This is a genomic window from Haloferax denitrificans ATCC 35960, assembly GCF_000337795.1.
GTDB lineage: Archaea > Halobacteriota > Halobacteria > Halobacteriales > Haloferacaceae > Haloferax > Haloferax denitrificans.
The window spans coordinates 21966-48021 of sequence record NZ_AOLP01000011.1; the positions used below are offsets into that span (position 1 = coordinate 21966).

Genomic DNA, 26056 nt, shown 5'->3' on the forward strand with positions numbered 1-26056 from the left:
TTTCTCTTAGTAGAACGGTCAACGTCTGCCGAACGTCAGACGGCGAGACGGGTTCGTGAGGGGTTCTCGGGCCGGTTAGCGCGTCGCCCGCTCGACCGTTTCGAGGGCGGCGTCGAGGGCGTCGGACGCGTCCGTGACGAGCGCCGAAAGCCGGGCGAGCGCGGCGGGCGTCCCGACCAGAAGCGCGCCGGTGTCGCCGCCGGCCAAGACGGCTCCCGCGTCGCCGGCGGCGGTCGCGAGGGCCTCCCGGTCGTCGGCTCCGAGCCCCTCCAGTTCGAAGACGCGCGTGACGCTCTCGGCGGCGACCTCGCGGTTCGCGCCGACGCGGTCGAGGTGTCTCGCGGCCTCGGCGGGCGTCGTCACGTCGAGTTCCTCGACCGACACGTCGCCGGGTTCGCGGACGCGACGGCGCTTGAACTCGTGGCCGATGAGGGCGGCGTCGCGGGTCTCTTTCACGTCGTGGGTGCGGACGACGTGGGCACCGCGCTCGACCGCCATCGACGTGGCGGCGAGGCTGACGGGCAGGGCCTCCTCGGTCGGGCGGCCGGCCACGTCGCGGAGGAAGTTCTTACGGTTGATAGAGACTAAGATGGGGTAGCCGTAGCCGCGGAACTCCCGCAGACGGTCGAACGTCTCGCGGTCGTGTTCGAGTGTCTTCGCCTCCGACCAGCCGCCGAAGGCGGGGTCGACGATGGTCTTGTCGGTGAAGCCGTTCAGTTCGAGGGCGTCGTAGATGTCGTCGACTTCCTCTATCGCCCCGGGGCGGGTGAGGTCCGGGGGGCTGGCCATCTTGGCGACGGCGGCGTCGAACTCCTCGCAGACTCGGGGCATCTCCGGGTCGGCGAAGCCGCAGATGTCGTTGACCATGTCGAAGCCGCCGTCGAGCGCCGCCTCGGCGACTTCGTGGTAGCGCGTCTCGATGGAGAAGACGGCGTCGCCGGTGACGCTATCGAGGACCGAAAGCGCCGTGTCGAGGCGGTCCAGTTCGTCTTCGGCCGACAGCACGTCGAGGCGCTTGTTCGCCGATTCGAGGCCGACGTCGACGATGTCGGCCCCCTCGTCGATGAGTTCGCGGTCGACGTATTCGGCGGCCTCGCCCGGGTCGTTGAACACGCTCGGCTTGTACGGGGACTCCTTGGAGACGTTCAGCACACCCATGATTCGGGGCGGGTGGTCGTCGCCGATTTCGAGTCCTGCCGCATCGACGGTTCGCATACCCGTCGGTTGGACCACACGACCATATGCCGACCGGTCGCGGAAGGCGGGCGAGTTCGTCGAGTACGAAGCCGCATGCGACGGAATTGAGGGCTATTGAGTCCTCATAGCAACCGCTTAATAGCGTTCTCTGGACTACACAGCCAACCGGGTGCCTTCCGGGCGCACCCACACAGGATTATGACTGGCGACGGACCACCGACGATACTCGCCGTTGACGACGAACCGTCCCTGACGACGCTGTACGAGGCGTGGCTCGCAGACGACTACCGCGTCGAGACGGCGTCGAGCGCGGAGGAGGCGCTCGGACTCGTCGCCGACGAGTCGTTCGACGCCGCGATGCTCGACAGGCAGATGCCCGGCGGCACCGGCGACGAGGTGCTGTCCGAACTCCGGGCGCGCGACCACGACTTCCCGGTCGTGATGGTGACCGGCGTCGACCCCGACACCGACATCGTCGAGATGCCGTTCGACGACTATCTCGTCAAGCCGGTCGGAAAACCGGAGGTCCGCCGCGTCGTCCGCTCGCTCGTGGTCCGCGGGTCGTACAACGACCTGCTCCGCGAGTACTTCGCGCTCGCCCGCAAGCGGGCCGTGTTGGAGTCCACCTACGACCGCGAGACGCTCGAAGAGTCGGCGTCGTACCGCGAACTCACCGCCTCGGTCGACGACGCGGCGGCCCGCGCCGACGACGCCCGCGCGGAACTGCTCGACGACGCGTTCGAGGAGGCGGCGCTCGACTTCGGATGACAGACCGGAGGCTCGACCGGCCGTGACGCGACGCCTCCTGCCGCGGTTCGTCAGGAAGCGGTACGCGGTGCAGTTCGCGCTCGCGCTCGGCCTCGTCACGCTCGCCATCGCGGCCGTCGGCGGCTACTCGTATCTCCACGCCAACGAGGTCATCGGCGACGAGACGCGCGACGACCTCGTGACGAACGCCGAGATTCAGGCGCAGAACCTCGACGAGTGGCTCACGCGGATGGAGGTGCAGATGCGGTCGCTATCGGAGTCCGCGGCGTTCCAGTCCGGCGACGACCGCGACATCAACCTCTATCTGTGGTCGGTGGTCGAACGCGACCGCGACATCGACGCCGCGTACTACATCGACACGAGAAACGAGACGGTTCTCACGAGCACGGGGAGCGCCAGCGTCGCCTCGGCCGAGTCGGTGACGACGTACTACGGCCGCCGGGAGTTCACCGCGCTCGCCCAGCAGTCCCACGGCGACGTGGTCGTCTCGGACCCGTTCCGCCCCTCCGAGGGGGCCGCGCCCGTCGTCCTCTTCGCGACGACGATTCCCGACCGCCCGAACCGGGCCGTCATCGCCGTGGCGAACCTCCGCGACATCTCCGAGACGCATCTCCACGACATCGACGCCGGCCGGTTCGTCGTCGTCGACGGGGCGGGGACGGTCGTCCTCGCGGAGGACGAGTCGCGGCTGTTGGAGACCGACGCGCTCGACACGACCCGGTACGACGCCGCGTCGGGGTTCGTCCCCGGGCAGTCGCTCGCCGGCTCGTCGACCGAGGTCGGGTTCGCCCGGATGGAGACCCACGACTGGGTCGTCACCTCCCGCGTCCCCACGGGCGAGGCGTACGCCCTGCGGACGGACATCCTCACGCAGATACTCGCGACCCTGTTCGTCGTCGGCGCGGGCGCGGCCCTGCTGGCGGTCACCATCGGTCGGGACACCGTGGACGCGGTCCGGACCCTCGGGTCGAACGCGCGGGAACTCACCGACGGCAACCTCGACGTCTCAATCGACCGCGACCGCGAGGACGAGTTCGGCGACCTCTACGAGGCGTTCGACGTGATGCGCGTCTCCCTGCGCGACCAGATTCTCGAAGCCGAGCGCGCCCGCGAGGAGGCCGAGGCGGCGAGAGGGGTGGCGTGGGCCGAAAAGGAGGCCTCCGAGCGCCGCCGCCGCCACCTCGAACGGACCGCGGAGGCCTACGGCGAGGTGATGCGGGCCTGCGCCGACGGCGACCTCGCGGAGCGAATCGAGCCCGACGAGGAGAGCGAGGCGATGGCCGAGGTCGCCCGCTCGTTCAACGAGATGATGGCCGACGTGGAGGAGCGAAACGAACAGCTCCGAACCGTCTCGAACGTGCTCTCGCACGACCTGCGAAACCCCCTCAACGTCGCGGTCGGCCGGGCCGAACTCCTCGCCGACGAGACCGAAAGCGACCACGTCGAACCGCTGGTCGACTCGCTCGACCGCATCGACGCCATCATCGACGACGCGCTCGTGTTGGCGCTCCAGCGGCGGGTCGAAGACACGCTCCCGGTCGCGCTGTCAGACGCGGCCCGGCGGGCGTGGGCGCACGTGGAGACGGGAGACGCGACGCTCGTCGTCGAGGAGAACGCCCGGTTCGCCGCCGACCCCGACCTCGCGGCCCACGTCTTCGAGAACCTCTTTCGGAACGCCGTGGAACACGGTTCCACGGGCAACCAGACTGCGTCTGGTGACGCCGTCGAGCACGGCGACCCCGACGGGGTGACCGTCACCGTCGGCGCGCTCTGCGACGCCCCCGGCTTCTACGTCGAAGACGACGGGCCCGGCATCCCGGAGGCAGACCGGGCGAGCGTGCTCGAACCGGGCTACACGACGAACCGCGCCGGCGGCGGGACCGGCTTCGGCCTCCCAATCGTCCTGCAGGTCGCCGACGCCCACGGCTGGGACCTCGCGCTCTGCGAGTCGGCGACCGGCGGTGCGCGGTTCGAACTCAGCGGCGTCGAGCGCGTCGGCCGCGGTTCCGACGACGCCGTCTCCTTCGTGTGACTATATACCCCACTTAGCAACCACCATGACCGGACGCGAGAAACGACCGACCGTGAAGCCACCTTGTCGGAGCGGAGACGGACCGAGTCGGCGCGGGTTCCTCGGCGCGGTCGGGGTGGCCGGGGCGGTCGGACTCGCGGGCTGTCTCGGGAGCGTCGAGTCGGTGCCGGGGTCGACCGCGAGTCGGACCGCGACCGCGGCGACCGACGGCGCGCTCTCGGGGCGTATCGCCGTCGCTGGGAGTAGTACGGTCTACCCGCTGACGCTCTCGCTCGGCAAGTCGTTCTCGGAGGCGCACCCGGACGTGACGGTGTCCGTCGCCTCGACCGGGACCGGCGGGGGGTTCGCCGACTTCTTCTGTGCGGGCCGGACCGTCGTGAACGACGCGAGCAGGGCCATCGAGGCGGACGAGCGCGACGCGTGTGCGGCCGCCGGCATCGACCCCGTGGAGTTCCGCATCGCCACCGACGCCGTCTCGGTCGTCGTCAACCCCGACGCCGACTGGGTGGACTGCCTCACGCTCTCCGAACTCGCCTCGATATGGCGCGTCGGCGGGGCCTCGTCGTGGAGCGACGTGCGACCCGAGTGGCCCGACGAGCCGATTCGCCTCGCCGGCCCGACCACGGCCTCGGGCACGTTCGACTACTTCTCCGACGCCGTCCTCCCGAGCGCGGTCCAGCGGACCGACCACCTCACGACCGAACAGGACACGGTCATCGCCAAGACCGTCGGCGACTCGCCGCACGCGATGGGCTACTTCGGCCTCGCGTACTACCTCCAGAACCGCGACACCGTCCGCGCGGTCCCGATTTCCGAGCCCGACGGATGCGTCCTCCCGTCGCCCGCGAACGCGAAGAACGGGCGCTACGACACGCTCTCGCGACCCCTGTACATCTACGTCGCCCGCGAGGCGCTGTCGCGTCCGGAGGTCGCCGCGTTCGTCCGCTACTACCTCGAACGGTCCACGTCGGAGCCGGCGGTCGTCGGCTACGTGCCCGTCACGGAGGGGACGGCCGCCGACAACCTCGACCGGCTGGACGCGCTCCTCGCGGACGGCTGACCGGCATCACGCCATTTTTATCCGCCGCTCGGCTATCTCGGCCCATGGCGAAGGTCAGCGTCGGACTCCGCGGATGGCGGTTCGAGGAGGCCGAGATATTCACCGACGAGGGCGAGTTCAAACCGCTCGACGAGATTCCCGAGGACCCGCGGGAGCGACTCGTGCGCCTCGTCTCGCTCGTCGAGGAGCCGTGCGACGCCTGCTATCTGATTCACGGCGACGAGGAGATACAGCAGTGCCGACAGGCGTCCATCGTCTACGGCGAGCCCCGCGAGGAGGTGCTCCTCTGTGACCACCACGAGCCGGACTTCCTCTACTGGTTCCGCGAGGAGGACGGCCGCGACCTCGTCGGCGACGCGGTGTTCGCCGACGCCTTCCACGAGTGGTTCGCCGACGGCGGCCGCGCCCCTGACGGCTACGGCGGGCTGGAGTACGTCGACACCGAACCCGACGAACTGCCGTCGCCGCCGGACGCAAACGAGATACAGCGCCGGCTGGAGGAGAACTTCGTCGAGGGCGAGCGCATCGACCTCCGCGACTACGGTCCCGACGCGGACGACGACGAGGAGGCCACGCCCCTAACCGAAGACGACCTCGACGGCGTCGACCTCGACACGGACTACCCGACGAGATGAGCGGCGACCGAGACGCCGGTGCCGACGGGGGCCGCGAGTTCGTCGTCGTCGTCGTCGAACCCGAGACGCCCGGCAACGTCGGAACCATCGCGCGGGCGATGAAGAACTTCGGCATCTACGACCTCCGCCTCGTCAACCCGCCGCCGCTCGACCCCGACGGCGAGGCGTACGGCTTCGCCGGCCACGCCCGCGAGGACGTGCTCCCGAACGCCACCGAGACGACCTTAGAGGAGGTCGTCGAGGAGTTCCACACCATCGGGACGACCGCCGTCTCCCACGAGGACTCCACCCGGCACATTCGCTACCCGTTCAAGACGCCGGTCGAAATCGCCGACTCGCTGGAGTCGGTGGAGACGAAGACCGCGCTCGTGTTCGGCCGCGAGGGCACCGGCCTCGACAACGAGGAGCTTGCGATGCTCGACGAGGTCTGTTGCATCCCCGCCGACGACCGCTACCCCGTGCTCAACCTCGGGCAGGCGGCGACGATTCTCATGTACGAGCTTCGCCGCTTCACGGTCGAGGAGACGCAACTACCGGACGTGGAACGCGAGCGCGCCTCCGAAGACGAAATCGAGGTCGTCTACCGCTTTTTCGACGAACTGCTCGACGCCGTGGACTACCGCGAGCACAAGCGCACCAAGACCTCGCGGATGATGCGCCGACTGCTCGGCCGCGCCCACCCGACCGAGCGCGAGGCCGCGACGCTGACGGGCGTGTTCCGCCGGGCCGCCGAGGCCGTCCGCGACCCCGACCGCTTCCGCGACGACGACGGCGACGGCGACGGCGACGGACTGGGCGACCGCGACACGGACCGCGACGCCGAACCCTGACGCCCTACGGGCTTCCCCACGTACCGTCCCGCCGGGCGACCATCACGTCGCTCACGAACGAACAGACCAGTTCGACCTCGCCCGACTCGCGCTCCGCGAAGGTCCGCGTCCGAATCTCGACGAGGCCGCGGTCGTCGGTTTCGACGGTCGTCTCCAACACCTCGCTTTCGACGACGAGCGTGTCGCCCGGGTACACCGGCTTCCACCAGCGAAGCTCCTCGACGCCCTTCGCGCCGAGCGAGGCGGCGTCGCTGAGGACGCCGTCGACGAAAAGGCGCATCGTCATCGACGCGGTGTGCCAGCCGCTGGCGATGATGCCGCCGTACATGGATTCGGCTTCTGCGCGTTCCGGGTCGGTGTGGAACCACTGGGGGTCGTACCGCTCGGCGAATTCGAGAACCTCAGACAGCGTCACGTCGTACTCGCCGAACTCGTCGGTGTCGCCGACCGCGAAATCCTCGAAAAACTGCATGTCCCCCTTTTGCCCACCCCCATTGAGAATGTAGCGATGCCGGCGGTCCGGGCGGGCGCTCACGGCCGCGTGCCCGCGCGGTCGTTCCCCCGGCGCGCCAGACAGCTTTTGCGGTCCGACGCCCTATCGGCACGCGAGATGGCATCGTCCCCGCGTCCCTCTCGCCTCCCGATGGTCGCCGTCGGCGTCGTCGTCCTCGCGTTCTACCTCTCGCTCAGCGCGCTCAGCGCCTTTGCGGTGGTGACGCTCTGGCGGCTCCGCCCCGACCCCCTGACCGCCGCCGTCGTCGGCGTCGGCGTCGCCGTCGTCCTCGGCTATCTGAGCTTCCGCTTCGGCACGGTCAGACTGCTCAGCCAACTCGACGCGCGGGACATGTCGCCCGCGGAGTCGCCGTCGGTCCACCGCCTGCGCGACCGCCTCGCCGAGCGGATGGACCTCGACCCGCCGACGCTGAAGCTCGCGCGCTTTTCCGCGCCGAACGCGATGGCGCTCGACCCGATGGGCCGCGACGTGGTCGTCCTCGACGCCGCGCTGTTCCGCCTCCTCGACGCCGACGAGTTCGAGGCCCTGCTGGCGCACGAACTCGCGCACCTCGAACGGAAAGACGGGCTGGTCCAGTCGCTCGTGGCGAGCGTCCTCCAGACGGTCGTCGGCGTCGGCTACCTGTTCGTCTCGCCGGTGACGTTTCTGACGACGGGCGTCGCCCTCGGCTCGGCGTGGATGCGCGGCCGGCCGAAGTCGTGGCCCGAGACGTTCGCCGGGCGGATTCGCCTCCGGCTGGACGAGTTCGTCGGGCTGTTCGGCTTCGGCCTCACCGTGTTCGTCCGGTCGCAGTCGAGAAAGCGGGAGTTCGCGGCCGACGCGCGGGCCGCCGAGGTGACGGGCAAGCCGATGGCGCTCGCGTCGGCCCTGCGGAAGTTAGACCGGGCCGCCCGGCCGAAACTCGGCCTGTCGCCTCTGTGGGTGTACGGCGAGGTCGAGGTCGAAGACCCGGTGTCGGACCTGCTTTCGACCCACCCCTCGACCGACGAGCGCGTCGAGCGACTGGCCGCGATGGCCGACGAGTCGATGACGCGAATCGAGGTGCGGTGAGATGCCCGGCTCGCCCGACCCGGTGCTCGGAAACTGGCTTCTCACCCACGTCGTCGCCGTCGCCGCCGCGCTCGGCACCGTCGGCGTCGTCTACGCGACCCGCGCTCGGAGCGCCCGAAGTTTCCTGACGCCCGCGCTCGTCGGCGGCGGCTACGCCCTCGCCACGCTCGCGGTCTGGACCGCGGCGCGACTCGCCACCGACGCGGTCCCCTCGGAACTGGTCGAAGACCCGCTGACCGCGGCTGGCTTCCTCGGATTCTCGTTCCTCCTGCTCGCCGGGTTCGTCGTCGTTTCGGCCCTGCTGTTCGCTCGCCGCGGGCTGGTCGCGCCGCTCGTCGGCCTGTTCGGCGTCACGGAACTCGTCTGGTGGGCGTTCCTCCACGTCCGCGGCGAGACGGACGCCCTCGGGATGTTCCTCTTCGTCGGGCCGGCGCTGTTGGTGCTTCTCCTCGTCGCGGCCGGCGTCGAGTACGCGGGTCGATGGGGCTGGCGGCGGTTCGTCCGCGATGGCGGACGCTCGGCGACGTGAGAACGAAACAGACGGCCGGAGAGAGCAGTTAGAGTTGGCTCAGGCGCGCTTTTGAATCTCCTCGCGGAGCACGTCGCTGACGACGCCGCCGTCGGCCTTGCCGCGGAGCGCGCCCATCGCCTCGCCCATGAGCGCCGAGAACGCGCCCATGCCCTGCTGTTCGACCTGGTCGGCGTTGCGCTCGACCACCTCGGCGATGGCCTCGCGGACCTCGTCTTCGGAGACGCCGGAGAGGCCGGCCTCCTCGACGGCCTCCTCGGCCGTGAGGCTCGGGTCCTCGGCGATGGTCGAGAGCACGTCGTTGACGCCCTCCTTGGCGAGGTCGCCGTCCTCGACGAGATGCATGACCGCGAGTAGATGGTCGTCGGTGAGTTCGGCGACGGCCACGTCGTCGCGGCGGAGTTCGGTCAGCGTCGATTCGAGCAGGCCCGCCGCGAACGTCGCGTCGATGCCGGCGTCCACGGCCGCCTCGAACAGCGGCATCTTCCGGCCGTAGGCGACCTGTTCCGCGAGGCCGGCGTCGAGGCCGAACTCGGCCTGATAGCGGTCGACCTTCTCGGTCAGGAGTTCGGGCGTCTCCACGTCGCTCGGGTCGAGGTCGACGGGGAGCACGTCGGTCTCGGGGTACATCCGGGCCGCGCCGGGGAGCGGGCGGAGGTAGCGCGTCGTGCCGTCGTCGTTGGCACCGCGGGTCTCCTCGGGGACCTCCTCGATGGCGACCGTTGCGCGCTCTGCGACCGCGTCGATGGCGAGGTCGGCCGTCTCGGGGTCGTCGGCGACGATGGCGACCGCGTCCTCGGGACCGGCGTCGACGGCGTCGCGGAGCGCCTCCACTTCGGCCTCGGTGACGCCGTAGGCCGGGAGTTCGTCGGTGTGGAAGATGCCGCCCGCCCCGTGGCGCTTGGCGTGGTCGGAGAGTTCGGTGCCGAGGCGGCGGTCGGGCTGGAGTTCGCGGCCGACGAGGCCGTCGAAGCCGTACAGCGGGACGGCCGTGACCTTCCCGCCGGCGTCGAGCGCGCCGCGGATGACGCCGGAGTCGGAGTCCTCGAACACGTCGGTCACGTCGGCCACGTCGCCGACGGAGGCGTCGCGCGACCGGAGTTCGTCGCGAATCTCGACGAGTTCGGCCTGCCGACCGACCTCGAAGCGGACGATTTCGTCGATCTGGTCGAGCGCCTGCACGCCCTTGATTTCGACGCGCGCGCCGTCGGCGATAGAGACGTTCACGTCCTGTCGGATGGTGCCGAGGCCGCGTTTGACCTTGCCCGTCGAGCGCAGGAGCATGCCGATGGTCTGGGCCGCCTCGCGCGCCTGCTCGGGCGACGAGATGTCCGGGCCGGTGCCGATTTCGACCAGCGGGATGCCGAGGCGGTCGAGGCTGTAGAGGACGCCGTCGTCGCGCTCTTCGACGCGCTGGGCGGACTCCTCTTCGAGCATGAGGTCGACGACGGAGACGGGACCGTCGCTGGTCTGAATCTCGCCTTCTTGGGCGATGAGCGACGAGCGCTGGAAGCCCGAGGTGTTCGAGCCGTCGATGACGAGCTTGCGCATGACGTGCGCCTCGTCGACGACGTTCATGTCGAGCAGTTCGGCGATCTGCATGGCGACCGTGCGCGCCTCGTGGTCGAGGCGGTGCGGCGGCTCGTCGTCCTCTTCGACCAGACAGGTCGAGTCGTAGGCGAGGTACTCGAACTCGCGTTCGACGCGGCTCTCTTCGAGCGCGGCGTCGTCGAGTTCGCCCAGTTCGCTCTTTGTCGGATGGAGGAACCGCGAGAACGTGCGCGCCGCCTCGTCTGGCTCGCGGAGGTCGGTCGGACACCCGCAGAACAGCTTCGTCTCGGTGTCGAGTTGCTGGTGAATCTCCAGCCCAGCCACGAGGCCGAGGTCCTCGTAGTCGTAGTCGTACTCGGTCATTGGTACTCCCTGCGTTCGGGGGGAGTAAAAAAGGATTCAGTCTGCCGTCAGAGGCGACGAAGCCCCTCGCCGATGCCTTCGACCTGTTCACACTCGGGACAGACGTACGTCCACCCGTCGTTCGTCGCTCGTCCCTCCGGGAATACGGCCCCACAACCTCGACACTCCAACATGTCTCGCCCGCGGGCCCGCTGCTGTTGCAGTCCGGCCATACCCGTATAATCGTCAAAATCAAGCTTCAAAATACCGATTTTAGATATTTCGTGACAGTTCTTCACTCGGGACGGACTGTCACGGCGATGCGGAGATGCGATTGCTACCGCGAGCCGAGTAAATATAACCGTCTCCGCGGCTGAACTGACCGAAACCGACGCGAACGCGACTCGAACCGAGCGGTTCGCCCGCTCGCCCCGACGTATCAAAAAGCGGACTGCTTTTCCGGCCTGCTCAGTCGTCGCCGAGGATGCCGCGATGCGTCATCTTCTCGGGGTCGAGCACCTCGTCGGCTTCCGCCTCGGTGAGGTAGCCCTCGTCGACGGCGACCTGCCGGACGCTTTTGTCCTCTGCGAGCGCCTGCTTTGCGACCTTCGAGGCCTTGTCGTAGCCGATTGCGGGGTTGAGCGCCGTCGCCAGCGCCATCGACTGTTCGACCCGCGTCTCGCAGTGTTCCTCGTTGGCTTCGAGCTTGGCGACGAACCGCTCGGCGAACACCTCCGAGGAGTTCGCCAGCAGTTTCGCCGATTCGAGGAAGTTGTGGGCGAGGACGGGCTTGTAGAGGTTGAGGTCGATTTGGCCCTCCGCGGCACCGGCGGAGACGGCGGCGTCGTTGCCGACGACCTGCTTGTGGACCTGATTGACCGCCTCGGCGACGACCGGGTTGATTTTCCCGGGCATGATGGAGGAGCCGGGCTGGTTCTCGGGCTGTTCGAGTTCGCCGAGGCCGTTGCGCGGGCCGGACGCCAAGAGGCGGAGGTCGTTGGCGATTTTGTTCAGGGAGCCGGCGACCGTGCGGAGCGCGCCGTGGGCCTCGCTCATCGCGTCGTGGGCCGCCTGCGCCTCGAAGTGGTTGTCGGCCTCGCGGAACTCGACGCCGGTCTCCTCGGACATGTACTCGGCGGCCTTCGCCGGGAACTCGGGGTGCGTGTTGAGTCCCGTGCCGACCGCGGTGCCGCCGAGCGCGAGTTCGCCGAGGTGCTCGCGGACGTTCTCGACGCGGCGGATGCCCTTTTCGACCTGCGTGCGGTAGCCGCCGAACTCCTGTCCGAGACGGACGGGCGTCGCGTCCTGCAGGTGGGTGCGGCCGGTCTTGACGACGCCGTCGAACTCGGCTTCCTTGTCGCCGAGCGCCTCGGCGAGCGTCTCCAGCGCGGGAAGCAGGTCCTTCTCGACGGCTTCGAGGGAGGCGACGTGCATGGCGGTCGGAATCACGTCGTTGGAGGACTGGCCGAAGTTGACGTGGTCGTTCGGGTGGACGACGCGGTCGCCGATGCCCTCGCCCATAATCTCCGCGGCGCGGTTGGCGATGACCTCGTTGGCGTTCATGTTCGAGGAGGTGCCCGAACCGGTCTGGAACACGTCGACGGGGAACTGGTCGTCGAGCTCGCCGGCGATGACCTCGTCGGCGGCCTCGACGATGGCGGCCGCGACGTCCTCGTCAATCATGCCGAGGTCGCGGTTGGCCTGCGCGGCGGCCTTCTTCACCACGCCGAGCGCGCGGACGAACCGCCGCCCGAAGGTGATACCGGAGATGGGGAAGTTCTCGACCGCCCGCTGGGTCTGTGCGCCCCAGTAGGCGTCGACAGGCACTTCCATCTCGCCGAGACTGTCCCGCTCGATTCGATAATCATCGTCGCCCATGATTCGGGGGTCGTTTTGGCAGGAGGTAAAATCCATTGGTCCGTGCGCCTCACTGACAGCCGCGCCCGTCGGCGCTCGTCGGAGACCGTCGGAGACCGTCGGCGTCCGTCGGCGCTCGTTGGCGTCCTTCAGTACGTCGGGGCCGCGACGGCGCAGTTACTCCTCTTTCGCCGCGTACTCCTCGGGCGTGTACGTCTTCAGCTCCATCGCGTGGATGTCGGTCGTCATGTGGTCGCCGAGGGCGTCGTAGACGAGCTGGTGCTGTTGGACGAGCGACTTCCCCTCGAAGGCGGGCGAGACGACGACGGCGGCGTAGTGGTCGTCCTCGTGGTCTTGGTCGACCGTCCGCGGCCGCGAGACCGTCGCGTCGGCGTCCTCGATGTGCGATTCGATGAGATCCTCGATTGCGGAGAGTTCCATGTCCCAACTGGCGGCCCGCGCCGGCAAAAAGCGTCCGGGAAGCGGTCGGTGCATCGGTCGCGGGCGAACAAGCGATTCTCAGACGTTCGGCGTGATGCCGTGGCCGGGGCCGTCGAGCGCGTGGACGGGGCCGGCCTCCTTCGGGACCACGTCCTCGGCGAGAAGCCGCGTCGCGTCCAAATCGACGTGCGAGAAGCCGCCGATGCCGGAGACGAGGTGGGCGCTGGTGTGGATGCCGATAGAGCTCTCCAGCATACAGCCGACCATCAGGTCGCGGCCCGCGGCGCGGGCGATGGCGGCGATGTCCGCCGCGCCGAGGAGCCCCGACTTCCCGAGTTTGACGTTGATGACGTCGGCGGCGTCCTCGCGGACCACGCGCACGGCGTCTTCGGGCGTGAACACGGTCTCGTCGGCCGCGACGGGCGTCTTCGTCCGGTCTCTGACGCTCGCGAGCCCGGCGACGTCCGTTTTGGCGACGGGCTGTTCGAGCAGGGAAAGCGGGATTCCGGCGTCGTGGACGGCGTCGTCGAACCGGACGGCCTCCGAGACGGACCAGCCCTGATTCGCGTCGACGGTGAGCGTCGCGTCCGGCGCGGCCTCGGCGACGGCGCGAAGCCGTTCGAGGTCGGTCTCGACGCGCTGTCCGACTTTCACCTTGATGGTCTCGAAGCCCGCGTCGGCGGCGGCCGCCGCGCGGTCGGCCGCGACTTCCGGCGGGTGAATCGGTATCGACATGTCGGTCCGCACCGGCTCGGGCGTTCCGCCGAAGAACTCCGACATCGGTAGCTCGCGCTCCCGGCAGTACGCATCGATAATCGCGGTTTCGAGGGCGAACAGCGCCGACACCGCACCGGGGTACGTCGCGTGCAACGACTCGATGACGGCGCGGTAGTCCGCCACGTCGCGGCCGACGAGGAGGTCGCGGGCGTGCCTCGCCGTGTCGAGCGTCGCGCCCTGCGTCTCGCCGGTGACGTAGTGGTCGGGCGACCCCTCGCCGTAGCCGACGACGCCGGACTCGGTCTCGACGGTCACGAGGACGTTCGGCGCTTCGTACTGGGTTCCGAGGGCGATTTCGAACGGTTCGACGAGCGGCAGGTCGAGCGCCTCGACGCCGACCGAGACGATGTCGCTCACAGCGCCTCCAACACGGCGTCGAGGAGCGACTCCGTCCCGCCGTCCGCGTACACGTTGCCTGCGGGGAGGCCGGTTTCGGCGGTCGCCGCGTCGGCGTCGCCCCACGTCGAAACCGCGGCCACCGTCGCCGGAGACAGGTGTTCGATGAGCGAGAGTTCGTCCGCGAGCGGTTCGACCTCGAAGCGGTCGAAGTCGTCGCGGGAGTCCCGGCCGGGCTCGTCGGCGACGACGACCGCGTCGGGGTTCGCCCCGTGGAGGAGCCCGAGCGTCACCGCCGAGTAGGCGCGGTGGGAGAGCGCGGCCTGCCCCTCGACGAAGACGAGGTCCCGGTCTTCGGCCACGTCGCAGACGAGGTCTTCGACCACGCCCGCGACGAAGTCGGCGGGGACGCGGTCGATGACGACGCCGGCGTCGGCACCGATCATCACGCCGGTCTGGCCGGTGGCGACCCAGCCGGCGTCGAGGCCCGCCTCGCGGGCGGCGCGATACAGTTCGAACGTGGTCGTCCGCTTGCCGACGGCGCAGTCGGTCCCCATGGTCAACACCACGTCGGCGTCGCAGTCGTCGACGCGCCCGTCGGCCACCCGAAGGTCGTCTTCGGGCGGCTTGCGAACGTCGATGAGGGAGACGCCGGCGGCCGCGGCCCGCTCGCGCCACTCGGGGTCGTCGCTGAGGAACTCGTGGAGGCCGGAGACCACGTCACAGCCGGCGTCCATGGCGGCCTCGATGCCCGGAATCCAGTCTCGCGGGAGGCTCCCGCCGACGGGCGCGACACCGAGCACGAGCGCCTCGGCGTCGGGGGCCTCCTCCAACGCGGCCGCGACGGAGGGGACGACCGCGGGCGGCTCAGCGAGGTCGGTTCCGAGCACGTCGTCGGCGTCGCGGCCGGCCTTCTCGGAGTCGACGACGGCGCGAACGTCGAACAGCGTGCCGTGGGCGACGACGCCGTTTGCGGTCTTTCCCGCCGTCTCACCGAAGGCCCCCTCCGCGAAGACAATCGCCTCGACGGGGCCCTCGTAGCGTTCGGTCAGATGCATACTGTAGCTGGGTCAGCTTTCGGGCAAAAGTCAGCCCCCTCGTATGAGAGGGTCCGGCGTCGGGGTTCGGACAGCTATAACTCGGCGCGCCTCGACGGGTCGTCTCATGAGTCCGGACGACACAGCGAGTCGGGGCGGGGCGGCCGCGGAGGGGTCCGAGGCCGCGGACCTCGTCGCACCGTACCTCTCCGGCGCGAACGCCCGGTTGGTCGCCGACGCGGAACCGAAGGGGCTGACAGACAGCGTGACGTTCCACGTCGAAGGCCGATGAGCGAGGGAGACGCCGGAGACGAGCCGCGGCGAATCAAGTCGGTTCAGACCGCGAGCCGAATCGTCTCCGTGGTCCAGCGGCTTTCGAACCCGACGCTCGGCGAGGTCTGCGCGGAACTCGACGCGTCGAAGGGGACGGTACACACCTACCTCGCCACGCTCGAAGACGAGGGGTTCCTCACGCGCACGGGGCGGACCTACCGGCTCGGCCTCCGCTTTGTCACCCTCGGCGAGAGCGTCAGAAACGAGACGCCGCTGTACCGCGCGGGCAAAGAGGAGGTCGACGCGCTCGCCGCCACCACCCACGAGTACGCTCACCTCACGGTCGAACACCGGGGCCGCGAGGTGACGATTTACGAGAGCCGCGGCGACGACGCCGTCGCCACCGACTACCACCTCAGGATGCGGGAGACGCCCCAACACCTCCACTACAGCGCCAGCGGGAAGGCGCTCCTCTCGCAGTTCGACGACGACCGGGTCCGGTCGATACTCGACAGCGAGGGCCTCGTCGGGCAGACCGCGAACACGATTACGGACCGCGACGAACTGTTCGCAGTGCTCGAACGGGTCCGCGAACGCGGCTACGCCGTCAACGACGAGGAGGAAATCCGCGGGATGCGCTCGGTCGGCGCGCCGGTTCGCGGCGTCGACGGCGCGGTCTGCGGCGCGGTCAGCGTGACCGCGCCGACCAGCCGACTCAGCGGCGAACGGTTCGAGACCGAGGTTCCCGAACTCGTGACCGAGACGGCGAACCTCATCGAACTGAACCTCGAAACCGCGGTTTTCGAGCGAAATCGGTGAACTCGGCGTTCGAGTTCGCCGCGTCTGGATATATCAAACGAGCGAGCGGCCGCGCCCGTCGTGTCGCGTGACACCGTCTCTCTTGATTCGGCGCTGTTCGACCGGAACCACGACCGAACGTCGAGCGAGCGCGCCGGACTGCGCCCGATAATTCGTCTGCATATATCAAATGCAGTCGTCCAATTTAGAAACAAATACCTCGCATATGGACATTTGTCTGGTCCAATCGGCTCACTTAGCAAAATTTTATGTATGTATGTCCAATCTGTGGCGTATGAACCGAGACACGGTCGAGCCGAGCGTCGGTGAGTTCCCCGGCCCGAAGGCGGAGCAGTGGGTCTCGTACCACCAGCGGTCCGCCGCGCCGAGCACGTACGTCTACGACTTCGTCTGGGACGTGACCAAAGACGCGGTCGGGCCGTTCTGTACCGACCCCGACGGCAACGTCCTCCTCGATTTCACGAGCCACGTCGCGGCCGCGCCGCTCGGCTACAACAACCCGGACCTCATCGACCGACTGCGGGAGTTCGACCTCGTCGACCCGATGAAAATCGCCGGTCAGGACTTCTACGTCAGTACGGGCGGCACGCCAGACGACACGTCGCTCCCGGGGCCGGCGCACCTGATGGACCTCCTGACCGAGGTCACGGGCCAGTACGACATGGACACGGTGTTCCTGTCGAACTCCGGGGCCGAGGCCGTCGAGAACGCCATCAAAATCGCCTACGACAACTGCGAGACGCCGAAGTACGGCATCACCTTCGAGGGCGCGTTCCACGGCCGCACCCTCGGCGCGCTGTCGCTCAACCGCTCGAAGTCGGTCCACCGCCGGAAGTTCCCGGAGGTGTCGGGCATCGTCGACGTACCGTACTCCATTGAGGGCGTCGAGCGACTGCGCGCCAAACTCGACGGGACAGACGGGCATCTCCCCGCCGACCAAGTGGCGTTTCTCATCCTCGAACCCGTGCAGGGCGAAGGCGGCTACCGCGTCCCGAGCGACGAGTTCATGCGCGAGGTGAACGCGCTCTGCGACGCCCACGACATCACGATAATCGCCGACGAGATTCAGTCGGGCGTCGCGCGGACCGGCGAGATGTGGGCCTCGGACCACTACGCGCTCGAACCCGACGTCATCACCAGCGCCAAGGCGCTCCGGGTCGGCGCGACCATCTCGCGGAGCGATATCTTCCCCGAAGAAGAGGCTCGGCTCTCGTCGACGTGGGGCGCGGGCGACGTGCTCGCGGCGATGCAGGGCGCGCTCACGCTGGAACTCATCGAGGAACAGAACCTCGCGGCCAACGCCGCCGAGAAGGGCGCGTCCCTCCGGGCGCGCCTCGAATCGGCGACCGAGTCGCTCGCGGAGGTCGTCGACGTGCGCGGCCTCGGGCTGATGGTCGCCGTCGAGTTCGACACCAAAGAACGCCGTGACGCGGTCGTCGACGCCGCCTTCGAGCGCGGCCTGCTCACCCTCGGATGCGGCGCGCGGTCGCTCCGCCTCCTGCCGCCGCTCGACGTGACCGAGCGCGAACTCGACCTCGCGGTCGACCTCCTCGACGCCGCGCTGTCGGACGTGGTCGGCGTGGCCGCGCCCTAGCGCCGCCGCCCGAACCGGGGGAGATTTTTATCGGGGGACGACGCACCTCGGGTCGTGACTGACGTGACACCCGCCGCCGCGTCCGCCGAGGAGGCCGTCCGCGTGCTCCGCGACGACCACGAGCGACTGTTGACCGTCGTCGGCCAGTGCGCCATCGCCGTCGCCGCGAAGTGGGATAGCGACTCGGTGACCGACCGCGAGCGCGTCGTGCCCCCGTTCAAGCGCGCGCTCGACGGGTCGGGTGCGCTGTCTCGCCTGCCGCGGGCGCTCGCTGACGCGGTGACGGCCACCGGCCGGCCGATGGCCGCGCCGCCCGTCGCGGCCCCGCCCTACGTGGTCGTCACCGGCGAGGGCGTCGTCCTCCGCGCCAACCTCGGCGACGGCCGACTGGTGGTGCTCCTCCGGGCGTTCGAAGTCGTCCGCGACGGCGACGACGGGAACCACCGCTACCGCCGCATCGACGACGTCGAAATCGAAGCCGAAATCGTCTGAATCGGTCGCTCCTGCCCCGCAGTTACATCTGGTAGCGGCGCACGTCGTCCCGCGGCGGGGCCTGCGACTGCCCGGTCATCTCCTCGTAGGTCATCCCCGCGAGGTACTCGTCGTAGGTCACGTCGTAGCCCTGCCGGAGGTGGAAGTCGAGCTGTCCGCGGTCGAGTTCCGACTGGAACAGCGCGTGGACCGCCCGGCGGACGAGTTCGTCCGCGTCGTCGGGGTCGAACAGGGCGACGAGCATGGCGAGTTCGTGTCGCGTCTCGCGGTCGAGCGACACGTCGAGGCTGTCGCCGAGGTCTCCGTAGGCCGCGTCAACGTCGTCTGTGAGTTCGTCGAGCGTCATCGCCCGGCGATGGGGCCGTCACGGGGATACGCGTTTCGACCGCGGAGACCGCCGGGTCGGGTTCGCTCCCTCATCGCTCATCGCCACGGCTAAACGCGGGCCGTCCCAAGCCGGGGCGATGAGCGACGCGCCGTCCGAACTCCCCGCCGACCTCGACCGCGAAGCAGTCCAGTCCGCGCTCACCGAGTGGTACGAGGCCGACCACCGGGACTTCCCGTGGCGGCGCACCGACGACCCCTACGAGATTCTCGTCTCCGAGGTGATGAGCCAGCAGACCCAACTCGGCCGCGTGGTCGAGGCGTGGGAGGCGTTCCTCGACGAGTGGCCGACGACGGCCGACCTCGCGGCGGCCGACCGAGCCGACGTGGTCGGCTTCTGGACGAACCACCGACTGGGCTACAACAACCGCGCGAAGTACCTCCACGAGGCCGCCCGGCAGGTCGAAGAAGACCACGGCGGCGAGTTCCCTCGGACGCCCGACGGCCTCTCGGAACTGATGGGCGTCGGTCCCTACACCGCAAACGCGGTCGCCTCCTTCGCGTTCAACAACGGCGACGCGGTGGTCGACACCAACGTCAAGCGGGTGCTCCACCGCGCGTTCGCGGTCCCCGACGACGACGCGGCGTTCGAGGCCGCCGCCTCGGAACTCATGCCCGACGGCGAGTCCCGCGTCTGGAACAACGCCATCATGGAACTCGGCGGCGTCGCCTGCGGGAAGACGCCGTCCTGCGACGAGTCCGGCTGTCCGTGGCGGCGGTTCTGCCACGCCTACGAGACGGGCGACTTCACCGCGCCCGACGTGCCGACCCAGCCGAGTTTCGAGGGGAGCAGGCGGCAGTTCCGCGGCCGGGTCGTCCGGGTTCTCGGCGAGTACGACGACCTCGGCCTCGCTGAGTTGGGACCGAGAGTCCGCGTCGATTACGGCGGCGACACGGGCGCGGAGTGGCTCCGCGGCCTCGTGGACGACCTCGAATCCGACGGCTTGGTCGACGTCGCGGAGGGCGACGACGGCGTCCGCGTCTCGCTGGCGAAGTAGCCCGCGCACCGTCGGTGGTTCTCGCCGCGGCTGTCTCGCCGCCCGTATTTACCCCACCGGACTAGTCCGGCAGTAGTCGCACCCCTCGGTTCCGACTACGTACACTCGATGGCAACACGCGACGCGTCGCTGTCCGACCCTCGCGAAGCCGCCGAAGCCGCCGAAGCGAAGACCCTCGCGCTGGACGGCGGGAGGCGACTCGCCTACGCCGAGTACGGCGATTCCGACGGCATCCCGGTCGTCTTTCTCCACGGTGCGCCGGGGTCGCGCCTGCTCGGTTCGCTGTTCGACCCGCCGGCCGAGGAACGTGGAATCAGAGTCCTCGCGCCCGACAGACCCGGCTACGGCCGTTCGTCGCCGCGCCCGACCGAGGAATCGGGCGAACCGAGCCAGCGACTCACGACACCTGCACCCGCGGACTTCTTCGACGCGCTTCTCGACGACATCGGCGCGCAGTCGGCGGGGGTCGTCGCGTTCTCTGGCGGGAGCCGAGACGCGTTGGCTATCGCGGCGGCGCGGCCGGACAGGGTTCGGTACGTGAGCGTCGTCGCGGGGGCGGTTCCGCCGGAAGCGCGCGCTGAGACGCCCCGAACGCAACGGCTCCTGTCGTGGCTGGCGACGAACGCGCCGACGCTCCTCGGTGGTCTCCTCCGCGGACAGGCGTGGCTCGCCGGGAGGCTCGACCCCTCGGTCGTCGTCGCGCAGTACACGGCCGGCGACGCGACTGGAGAGATTCCAGACGGAGTCGCCGCGGTGGTTCGAGACGACTTCGTGGCGGCAGTCAGCCGGTCGCGCCGGGGCGTCCTCGACGATTTCCGAAGCGCGGCCGCGCCGTGGGACATCTCCTTCGACGACATCGAGGCCGACGTGTCCCTGTGGCACGGCGACGCCGACACGAACGTCCCGATAGCCGGCGCGAGACGCCTCGAACCGGAGGTTCCCGCGGCTCGACTCCGAGCGCTCCGCGGCGCGGACCACCTGCGGACGCTCCTTTGGAGCGTCCCCGGCGTGCTGGACGAACAGCGCCGCGCCGCGCGGTCGCTCGACCCGGATGCTTCGAGGGACTTCCCGGGGTCGACCGCCGCCGAATCGCACCACCGCGTTTGATATACTGGACCGAAAAACGGCCGGTCGAAACGGAATGAAACACGCCCAGTTCTCGGTCGATTACCCGGACCGACTGGTCCACCCGCTCCAGCGGGGGATGATGCGCGACTCGCCGGTCGACCGGGCGGAGCTGTTGATGTGGAGTCCGACGGCCGACGCGACGACGCTGTTCTGGTTCGACGGCGACCGAGACGCGGCCGACGCGCTCGTTTCGGGTGTCGATTCGCTCGTTCGGGCGCACTTCGTCGAGGGCGCGGAGGGGACCTACGGTTTCCTCCACCAGCGCGATTACGAGTTCGCGGACCCGCTCCTCGGAGTCATCGCCGACTCACGGGTGATATTCCTCCCGCCGGTGGTGTTCCACGCCACCGGCTCCGTCCGATTCGAGGCGGTCGGCGAGGTATCGGCGCTCAGCGCGTTTCACGACGACATCGCCGCGCTCGGCGACGTCACGGTCGAACGCGTGCGGCCCTTCGACCGGCGGCGGTCCCCCTCACAGCTCACCGACCGACAGCGGGCCGCGCTGGAGACCGCGGTCTCGACCGGCTACTACGAAATCCCTCGCGAGGGGTCGGTCGCGGACGTGGCCGACGCGCTCGACTGCTCGACGAGTACGGCCGGCGAGCTACTCCGAAAGGCCGAGGCGACGGTGCTCCGGGAGTTCGCCGGTTCGGGGTGACGCGCGCTAACGCCTACGGCACCTTCAGATACGCGTCGCCCGCCGCCTGCCGTTTCACGAGTTCGCCGACGCCGGAGGGGACGACTTCGACGCCGTCGGCCAGTCGGTCGGCGTCGAACCCGCGGCCGTCGAGGGAGTTCTGACAGGCGCAACAGCGAACGCCGGCCTCGAAAAGCGGGTCGAGGCGCTCGCGGACCGGAGAGTCTGCGAGGAACAGAAGCGCCGCGTCGCCGTTGGCGAGCAGGGTGACCTCGCCCGTCTCGACCGTCTCGTCGTCGAGCAGGTTTCGGACGTTGCGGATGGCGTGTCGCCAGTCGCCGAGGTCGGCGCTGGAGACGTGGAAGACGACGTTCATATCCGGCTTTCGTCCCCCGGCTCCCTGTGTGTTGCGCCCGTCCGACACGCCCGGGTGCGGCCGACGAGGTTTTCACGCAGTCACGGAGACACAGGGTATGACGCAACCACACGTGGTCGCCGTCTGCGGCAGTCTCCGCGACCACAGCTACACCCGATTGGCACTCGAACACGTCCTCGCCGGCGCGTCGGCCGCCGGCGGCACGACGGAGCTCGTGGACCTCCGCGAGTACGACCTCCCGCCGCTCGACGCCGACTTCGACGAGCAGGGCGACTCGGCCGAACTCGTCCGCGTCGTCGACGGCGCGGACGCGGTCATCCTCGGCACGCCGGTCTACCACGGCTCGTACTCGGGCGTTCTCAAGAACGCGCTGGACTACTGCGGCTTCGACGAGTTCGGCGAGAAGACCGTCGGCCTGCTCGCCGTCGCCGGCGGGTCGTTCCCGGTGACCGCCCTCGAACACCTCCGGTCCGTCTGTCGGTCGCTGAACTCGTGGGTGCTCCCGCACCAAGTCGCGATTCCCCGCGTCTCCTCGTCGTTCGACGGCGACGACATCGCGAGCGATGACCTCCGCGACCGGGTCGAACGACTCGGCCGCGACGCGGTCGTCTACGCCAACATCGAGCCGGAGCCGCCGACGTTCGAAAGTGCCGAGAACGTCGGCGCAGACGACTGAACCGCCGTCACGCGCCCCCTCGTGGCGCAGTCACGACCGCGCCGTCGGCCCGCGTGGCGACCCGTCGCGACGCCCGACGGTCGCGGCAGATGAACAATCGTTTTGACCCTCCTCGTCCCCCAGTCAGGATATGCACGCCATCACGCAGAGCGGGTGGATAGAGGTCATCTCCGGCTCTATGTTCTCGGGGAAGACCGAGGAACTCCTCCGACGACTCCGCCGGGCGGAAATCGCCGGTCAAGAGATTTCGGTGTTCAAGCCCCAGCTCGACGACCGCTACGGCGAGACGACCGTCGGCTCGCACGCCGGTCGCTCGTGGGAGGCGAGCGTCGTCCCCTCCGAGGGCGAGGGCGTCTGGCAAATCGCCGAGGAACTCAACGGCGAGGACGTGGTCGCCATCGACGAGGCGAACTTCTTTTCGGCCGAGTTGGTCGACGTCTGCGAGGCGCTGGCCGCCGACGGCAAGCGCGTCGTCGTCTCGGGGACCGACCAGACGTTCCGCGCCGAACCGTTCGACCCGCTTCCGCAACTGATGGCGCTCGCCGAGTACGTCGATAAGCTCCAGGCCATCTGCACCGTCTGCGGCGAGCCGGCGACCCGGAACCAACGGCTCATCGACGGCGAGCCCGCGCACGTCGACGACCCCACCATCCTCGTCGGCGCGGAGGAGTCCTACGAGGCGCGGTGTCGGAACTGTCATACCCTCCGGCGGGACTAGAGGCTAGCGTGACTACTTGGGTCGAAACCCCACGGGAGGGCCGCGACCGCGGGCTGACAGGGCTCCTCCGCGCGTGGGTCGCCGTGGTCGTTCGTCCCCGCCAGTTCTTCCGCGACGGGGTCGCGCCCGGCGACCAAGCGCCCGGCCTCGTGTTCGCCATCGCGGTGGCGCTCGTCTACCAGGGCCTCGGGTTCGCCCTCGCGCCGGCGACGATTCCGGCCATCGAGGGCGGCCCGGTCGTGTCGGCGCTCGTCGCCCTGCTCGTCGTCGCGCTGTTCGTCGCGCCGGCGTTGCTCCACCTGACGGCGGCCATCCAGACGGCGCTTCTCATCCCGCTTCTGTCCCGTCGCGCGGGAGTGAGCGAGACGGTGCAGGTCATCGCCTACGCCGCCGCGCCGTGCGCCTTCGCCAGCCTCCCGATTCCCGGCGTCCGCGCGCTCTGTGCCGTCTACGGGGCGGTACTCCTCGTCGTCGGCATCAGCGAGGTCCACCAGACGACGGTGCCGAAGGCCGCGGTCGCGGCGGCCGTCCCCGCCGGCGTGGTGTTCGGGTACGCCTTCGGGGGCTTCCGCGCCCTCGGTGAACTCGCCGCCGCGCTCGCGCTCGTCTGAGTCGACCCGGCCCGTATTTCCCCCGTTTCGACCGACCGAGCGCCGATTTCTCGCCCGCGAACGCGCGAATCTCTCCTGAGCGTTTTTCGACAATCGTTTTAGTTAGGGGTTGTTTGCTCAACGCAATGGATTGGATTACGCACGAGGAGGACGTCTGGTTCGAATTCCGGGGCAATAGCCCCCACCAGCTCGTCCCCGGCCGATTTTACAAAGGCACCGTCGACGGCTACGCCGACTTCGGTGTCTTCGTCGACCTCGCTTCGAACGTGACCGGATTACTGCACCGTAGCGAACTCGACCGCCGCCTCGAATCCCTCGACTGGGAGCCGGGCGACGAGGTGTTCGTCCAGGTCAAGAACGTCCGCGACAACGGCAACATCGACCTCGGCTGGTCGATTCGCCAGTCCGACTCGGAGTTCCGCGGCGCTCGCATCCACGACCCCGACGGCGACGCCGACGGCCAGCCCGTCGAAACGGAGTCCGAAAGCGGCGGTTCGGCGACCGTCAAGACGCGACCGAAGACGGGCAAGACGACGAAGCCCGCCGGCGCGAGCACGTCGTCCGAGACCGCCGACTCCGAGTCCGACTCGGAGCCCGAACAGGAAGCCGAACCCGAACCCGAGCAGGACGCCGCGTCCGAGTCCGAGTCCGACGCCGGAGACGAGGACCGCGCGCCGACCGCCGGCGACGTCGTCGACGACATCGCCGCCAACGGCGAGTCTGAGCAGGAAGCCGAACCGGAACCGGAGAGCGAATCGGAGCCCGAACAGGACGCCGAATCCGACGCCGAGCAGGAAGTCGAGACCGACGCTGACGCCGAGTCCGACGACGCCGAGGTCGAGCGCGTGACGCTCGACAGCATCGACGACCGCGTCGGCGACGTGATTCGCGTCGAGGGCGAAATCGCCAGCGTCCGCCAGACCGGCGGTCCGACGGTGTTCGAACTCCGCGACGAGACGGCCATCGCCGACTGCGCGGCCTTCGTCGAGGCCGGCGTCCGCGCGTACCCCGAAGTCGAAGTGGGCGACTACGTCCGCATCGACGGCGAGGTCGAGCGCCGCCGCGGCGAACTCCAGATAGAGACCGAGGAGCTGACGATTCTCGACGGCGACGAGGCCGACACCGTGAGCCAGCGCCTCGCGGACGCCCTCTCCGACGAGGCCCGCCCGGACGCCGTCGCGCCCCTCGCGGCCCACGAGCCGGTCGCCGCCGTCGGCAAGTCGCTTCTCGACGCCGCGGAGGCCATCCGCCGCGCCGTCCTCGAATCGCGCCCCATCGTCGTCCGCCACACGGCCACCGCCGACGGCTACGTCGCCGGCGCCGCCGTCGAGCGCGCCGTGCTCCCGCTCATCCGCGAGGAGCACCCCCGCGACGACGCCGAGTACCACTACTTCACCCGCCGTCCGCTCGAGGAGGCCGTCTACGGCATGGACGCCGCCACGAACGACGTGACGCGGATGCTCGAAGACCGCGACCGCCACGACGAGAAGCTCCCGCTCGTGCTCCTCCTCGGTGCCGGTTCGACCGCCGAGTCCCTCGACGGTCTCGGCCTGCTCGGCGTCTACGGCTCCGAGCGCGTCGTCGTCGACGCCGCGCCCGCCGACGACGAGGTCGCCGAGGAAGTCGACGTGCTCGTCAACCCCGCCCGCGAGGGAGCCGACGCCCGCGACCTCTCGGTCGGCGCGCTCGCCTCGACGCTTTCGGTCGCCGTCAACGACGACGTCCGCGACGACGTGTCGCACCTCCCCGCCGTCAGCTACTGGGAGAACTGCCCACAGCAGTACCTCGACCTCGCCGAGTCCCACGGCTTCGACGCCGACCGCGTCCGCGAACTCCGCGAGGCCGTCGCGCTGGAGGCCTACTACCAGTCGTATCAGGACAAGCGCGAACTCATCGCCGACCTGCTTTTCGACGCCGACGAGGGCCTCGCCGGCCACGTCTCCGAGCAGTTCCGCATCAAGCTCGAAGCCGAAATCGAGACGGCGCAGGCGAACCTCGAACGCCGCGAGGTCGGTGCCATCTCCGCGGCCGTCCTCGACTCCGACGCCTACAGTCACCGCTTCGACTTCCCGCCGACGGGCCTGCTCGTGGACGAACTCCACCGCCGCACCCGTGAGGGCGACGCCTTCGTGACCGTCGCGCTCGGCATGGACGAACTCTACCTGCGCTCGACGGGCGACCTCGACTTCCGCGCTGTCGTCGAGTCGGCCGCCGAGAAAGCGCCCGCCGCCGGCCTCGCCGCCGCGGGCATCCGCGAAGGCCGCATCGAGTTCCTGACGGGCGCGCGCGACGAGGCGCTCGAAGCCGTCCTCGACGCCGCCGCCGAGCAGTTCTAAGCCGCAATCCAGACTCCTCCTCGCGCGGTTCGACGGAGGGCTGTATTCCAGCCTCCCG

General features: G+C 69.4%; 28 protein-coding genes. 18 read left to right on the top strand and 10 right to left on the bottom strand.

The window, feature by feature from the left end; translation table 11 throughout:
- Window positions 1-75: 75 nt before the first annotated feature.
- Window positions 76-1215 (bottom strand): dihydropteroate synthase, encoded by a 1140-nt coding sequence (gene folP, locus C438_RS09935; protein WP_004969249.1) that lies wholly within the window; start codon window positions 1213-1215, stop codon window positions 76-78.
- A gap of 180 nt (window positions 1216-1395) precedes the next feature.
- Here folP and C438_RS09940 point away from each other — a divergent pair, with 180 nt between their 5' ends.
- From C438_RS09940 to C438_RS09960, 5 genes are read left to right on the top strand one after another with little or no spacing between them, the layout of a single operon-like run.
- Window positions 1396-1965, top strand: coding sequence for a response regulator (locus tag C438_RS09940; protein ID WP_004969250.1), 570 nt, complete (start codon window positions 1396-1398; stop codon window positions 1963-1965).
- 22 nt (window positions 1966-1987) lie between these two features.
- Window positions 1988-3997: a HAMP domain-containing sensor histidine kinase gene (locus C438_RS09945; RefSeq protein WP_004969252.1), complete on the top strand. Its 2010-nt coding sequence runs from the start codon at window positions 1988-1990 to the stop codon at window positions 3995-3997.
- A gap of 52 nt (window positions 3998-4049) precedes the next feature.
- Window positions 4050-5057, top strand: coding sequence for a PstS family phosphate ABC transporter substrate-binding protein (locus tag C438_RS09950; RefSeq protein WP_049917990.1), 1008 nt, complete (start codon window positions 4050-4052; stop codon window positions 5055-5057).
- Between the two features lie 44 nt (window positions 5058-5101).
- Window positions 5102-5692, top strand: coding sequence for a hypothetical protein (locus C438_RS09955; RefSeq protein WP_004969254.1), 591 nt, complete (start codon window positions 5102-5104; stop codon window positions 5690-5692).
- Window positions 5689-6522, top strand: coding sequence for an RNA methyltransferase (locus tag C438_RS09960; protein ID WP_004969255.1), 834 nt, complete (start codon window positions 5689-5691; stop codon window positions 6520-6522). Before C438_RS09955 ends, C438_RS09960 begins: the two co-directional genes overlap by 4 nt.
- Before the next feature lie 4 nt (window positions 6523-6526).
- Here the strand turns inward: C438_RS09960 and C438_RS09965 are convergent, their stop codons facing one another.
- Entirely contained in the window at window positions 6527-6994 is a 468-nt protein-coding gene (locus C438_RS09965) for a MaoC family dehydratase (RefSeq protein ID WP_004969256.1), read from the bottom strand.
- Between the two features lie 171 nt (window positions 6995-7165).
- On the opposite strand from C438_RS09965, the gene C438_RS09970 reads away from it, so the two are divergent.
- Complete coding sequence (locus C438_RS09970) at window positions 7166-8086, top strand: M48 family metallopeptidase (RefSeq protein WP_004969257.1); 921 nt, start codon at window positions 7166-7168, stop codon at window positions 8084-8086.
- 1 nt (window position 8087) lies between these two features.
- Complete coding sequence (locus tag C438_RS09975; protein WP_004969258.1) at window positions 8088-8615, top strand: hypothetical protein; 528 nt, start codon at window positions 8088-8090, stop codon at window positions 8613-8615.
- Between the two features lie 39 nt (window positions 8616-8654).
- Here C438_RS09975 and gatE read toward each other — a convergent pair whose 3' ends face one another.
- The 6 genes from gatE to C438_RS10000 form a co-directional block, all read right to left on the bottom strand.
- The gene (gene gatE / locus C438_RS09980; RefSeq protein WP_004969259.1) at window positions 8655-10529 is read right to left on the bottom strand and encodes a Glu-tRNA(Gln) amidotransferase subunit GatE; all 1875 of its coding nucleotides are present in this window, start codon (window positions 10527-10529) and stop codon (window positions 8655-8657) included.
- Between the two features lie 47 nt (window positions 10530-10576).
- Window positions 10577-10741, bottom strand: a complete 165-nt coding sequence (locus C438_RS20180; protein ID WP_013035362.1) for an HVO_2901 family zinc finger protein — start codon at window positions 10739-10741, stop codon at window positions 10577-10579.
- Window positions 10742-10976: 235 nt separating this feature from the next.
- Complete coding sequence (locus tag C438_RS09985; RefSeq protein ID WP_004969260.1) at window positions 10977-12386, bottom strand: class II fumarate hydratase; 1410 nt, start codon at window positions 12384-12386, stop codon at window positions 10977-10979.
- Window positions 12387-12542: 156 nt separating this feature from the next.
- The gene (locus C438_RS09990; RefSeq protein WP_004969261.1) at window positions 12543-12806 is read right to left on the bottom strand and encodes a BolA family protein; all 264 of its coding nucleotides are present in this window, start codon (window positions 12804-12806) and stop codon (window positions 12543-12545) included.
- Between the two features lie 78 nt (window positions 12807-12884).
- On the bottom strand, window positions 12885-13940 hold the full coding sequence (locus C438_RS09995; protein ID WP_004969262.1) for a dipeptide epimerase: 1056 nt from the start codon (window positions 13938-13940) through the stop codon (window positions 12885-12887).
- Window positions 13937-14977 (bottom strand): DUF1611 domain-containing protein, encoded by a 1041-nt coding sequence (locus tag C438_RS10000; RefSeq protein WP_004969263.1) that lies wholly within the window; start codon window positions 14975-14977, stop codon window positions 13937-13939. Before C438_RS10000 ends, C438_RS09995 begins: the two co-directional genes overlap by 4 nt.
- Window positions 14978-15083: 106 nt before the next feature.
- Here C438_RS10000 and C438_RS19510 point away from each other — a divergent pair, with 106 nt between their 5' ends.
- From C438_RS19510 to C438_RS10015, 4 genes are all read left to right on the top strand, one after another.
- Window positions 15084-15248 (top strand): hypothetical protein, encoded by a 165-nt coding sequence (locus C438_RS19510; protein WP_160166866.1) that lies wholly within the window; start codon window positions 15084-15086, stop codon window positions 15246-15248.
- Window positions 15245-16048, top strand: coding sequence for an IclR family transcriptional regulator (locus C438_RS10005; RefSeq protein WP_004969264.1), 804 nt, complete (start codon window positions 15245-15247; stop codon window positions 16046-16048). Before C438_RS19510 ends, C438_RS10005 begins: the two co-directional genes overlap by 4 nt.
- Window positions 16049-16322: 274 nt before the next feature.
- Window positions 16323-17642 carry a class-III pyridoxal-phosphate-dependent aminotransferase gene (locus C438_RS10010; RefSeq protein WP_004969265.1) on the top strand — a complete coding sequence of 440 codons (1320 nt, stop codon included), beginning with the start codon at window positions 16323-16325 and terminating at the stop codon, window positions 17640-17642.
- Window positions 17643-17696: 54 nt separating this feature from the next.
- Window positions 17697-18134 carry a hypothetical protein gene (locus tag C438_RS10015; RefSeq protein ID WP_004969266.1) on the top strand — a complete coding sequence of 146 codons (438 nt, stop codon included), beginning with the start codon at window positions 17697-17699 and terminating at the stop codon, window positions 18132-18134.
- Window positions 18135-18156: 22 nt separating this feature from the next.
- Here C438_RS10015 and C438_RS10020 read toward each other — a convergent pair whose 3' ends face one another.
- On the bottom strand, window positions 18157-18480 hold the full coding sequence (locus tag C438_RS10020; protein ID WP_004969267.1) for a hypothetical protein: 324 nt from the start codon (window positions 18478-18480) through the stop codon (window positions 18157-18159).
- Between the two features lie 118 nt (window positions 18481-18598).
- On the opposite strand from C438_RS10020, the gene C438_RS10025 reads away from it, so the two are divergent.
- From C438_RS10025 to C438_RS10035, 3 genes are all read left to right on the top strand, one after another.
- Complete coding sequence (locus C438_RS10025; RefSeq protein WP_004969268.1) at window positions 18599-19516, top strand: A/G-specific adenine glycosylase; 918 nt, start codon at window positions 18599-18601, stop codon at window positions 19514-19516.
- Between the two features lie 108 nt (window positions 19517-19624).
- Window positions 19625-20623 (top strand): alpha/beta fold hydrolase, encoded by a 999-nt coding sequence (locus tag C438_RS10030; RefSeq protein ID WP_004969269.1) that lies wholly within the window; start codon window positions 19625-19627, stop codon window positions 20621-20623.
- Between the two features lie 34 nt (window positions 20624-20657).
- The gene (locus C438_RS10035; protein ID WP_004969270.1) at window positions 20658-21302 is read left to right on the top strand and encodes a helix-turn-helix domain-containing protein; all 645 of its coding nucleotides are present in this window, start codon (window positions 20658-20660) and stop codon (window positions 21300-21302) included.
- Between the two features lie 13 nt (window positions 21303-21315).
- On the opposite strand, the gene C438_RS10040 is transcribed toward C438_RS10035, so the two are convergent.
- Complete coding sequence (locus C438_RS10040; protein ID WP_004969271.1) at window positions 21316-21657, bottom strand: DsrE family protein; 342 nt, start codon at window positions 21655-21657, stop codon at window positions 21316-21318.
- A 97-nt stretch (window positions 21658-21754) separates the two neighbouring features.
- Here C438_RS10040 and C438_RS10045 point away from each other — a divergent pair, with 97 nt between their 5' ends.
- The 4 genes from C438_RS10045 to C438_RS10060 all read left to right on the top strand — a co-directional run bounded on the left by C438_RS10045 (window position 21755) and on the right by C438_RS10060 (window position 25998).
- On the top strand, window positions 21755-22333 hold the full coding sequence (locus C438_RS10045) for an NADPH-dependent FMN reductase (RefSeq protein ID WP_049917941.1): 579 nt from the start codon (window positions 21755-21757) through the stop codon (window positions 22331-22333).
- A 130-nt stretch (window positions 22334-22463) separates the two neighbouring features.
- Entirely contained in the window at window positions 22464-23051 is a 588-nt protein-coding gene (locus C438_RS10050) for a thymidine kinase (protein ID WP_004061202.1), read from the top strand.
- An 83-nt stretch (window positions 23052-23134) separates the two neighbouring features.
- Window positions 23135-23662, top strand: coding sequence for a YIP1 family protein (locus C438_RS10055; RefSeq protein ID WP_004969273.1), 528 nt, complete (start codon window positions 23135-23137; stop codon window positions 23660-23662).
- A gap of 125 nt (window positions 23663-23787) precedes the next feature.
- Window positions 23788-25998, top strand: a complete 2211-nt coding sequence (locus C438_RS10060; RefSeq protein WP_004969274.1) for a DHH family phosphoesterase — start codon at window positions 23788-23790, stop codon at window positions 25996-25998.
- Window positions 25999-26056: the final 58 nt, after the last annotated feature.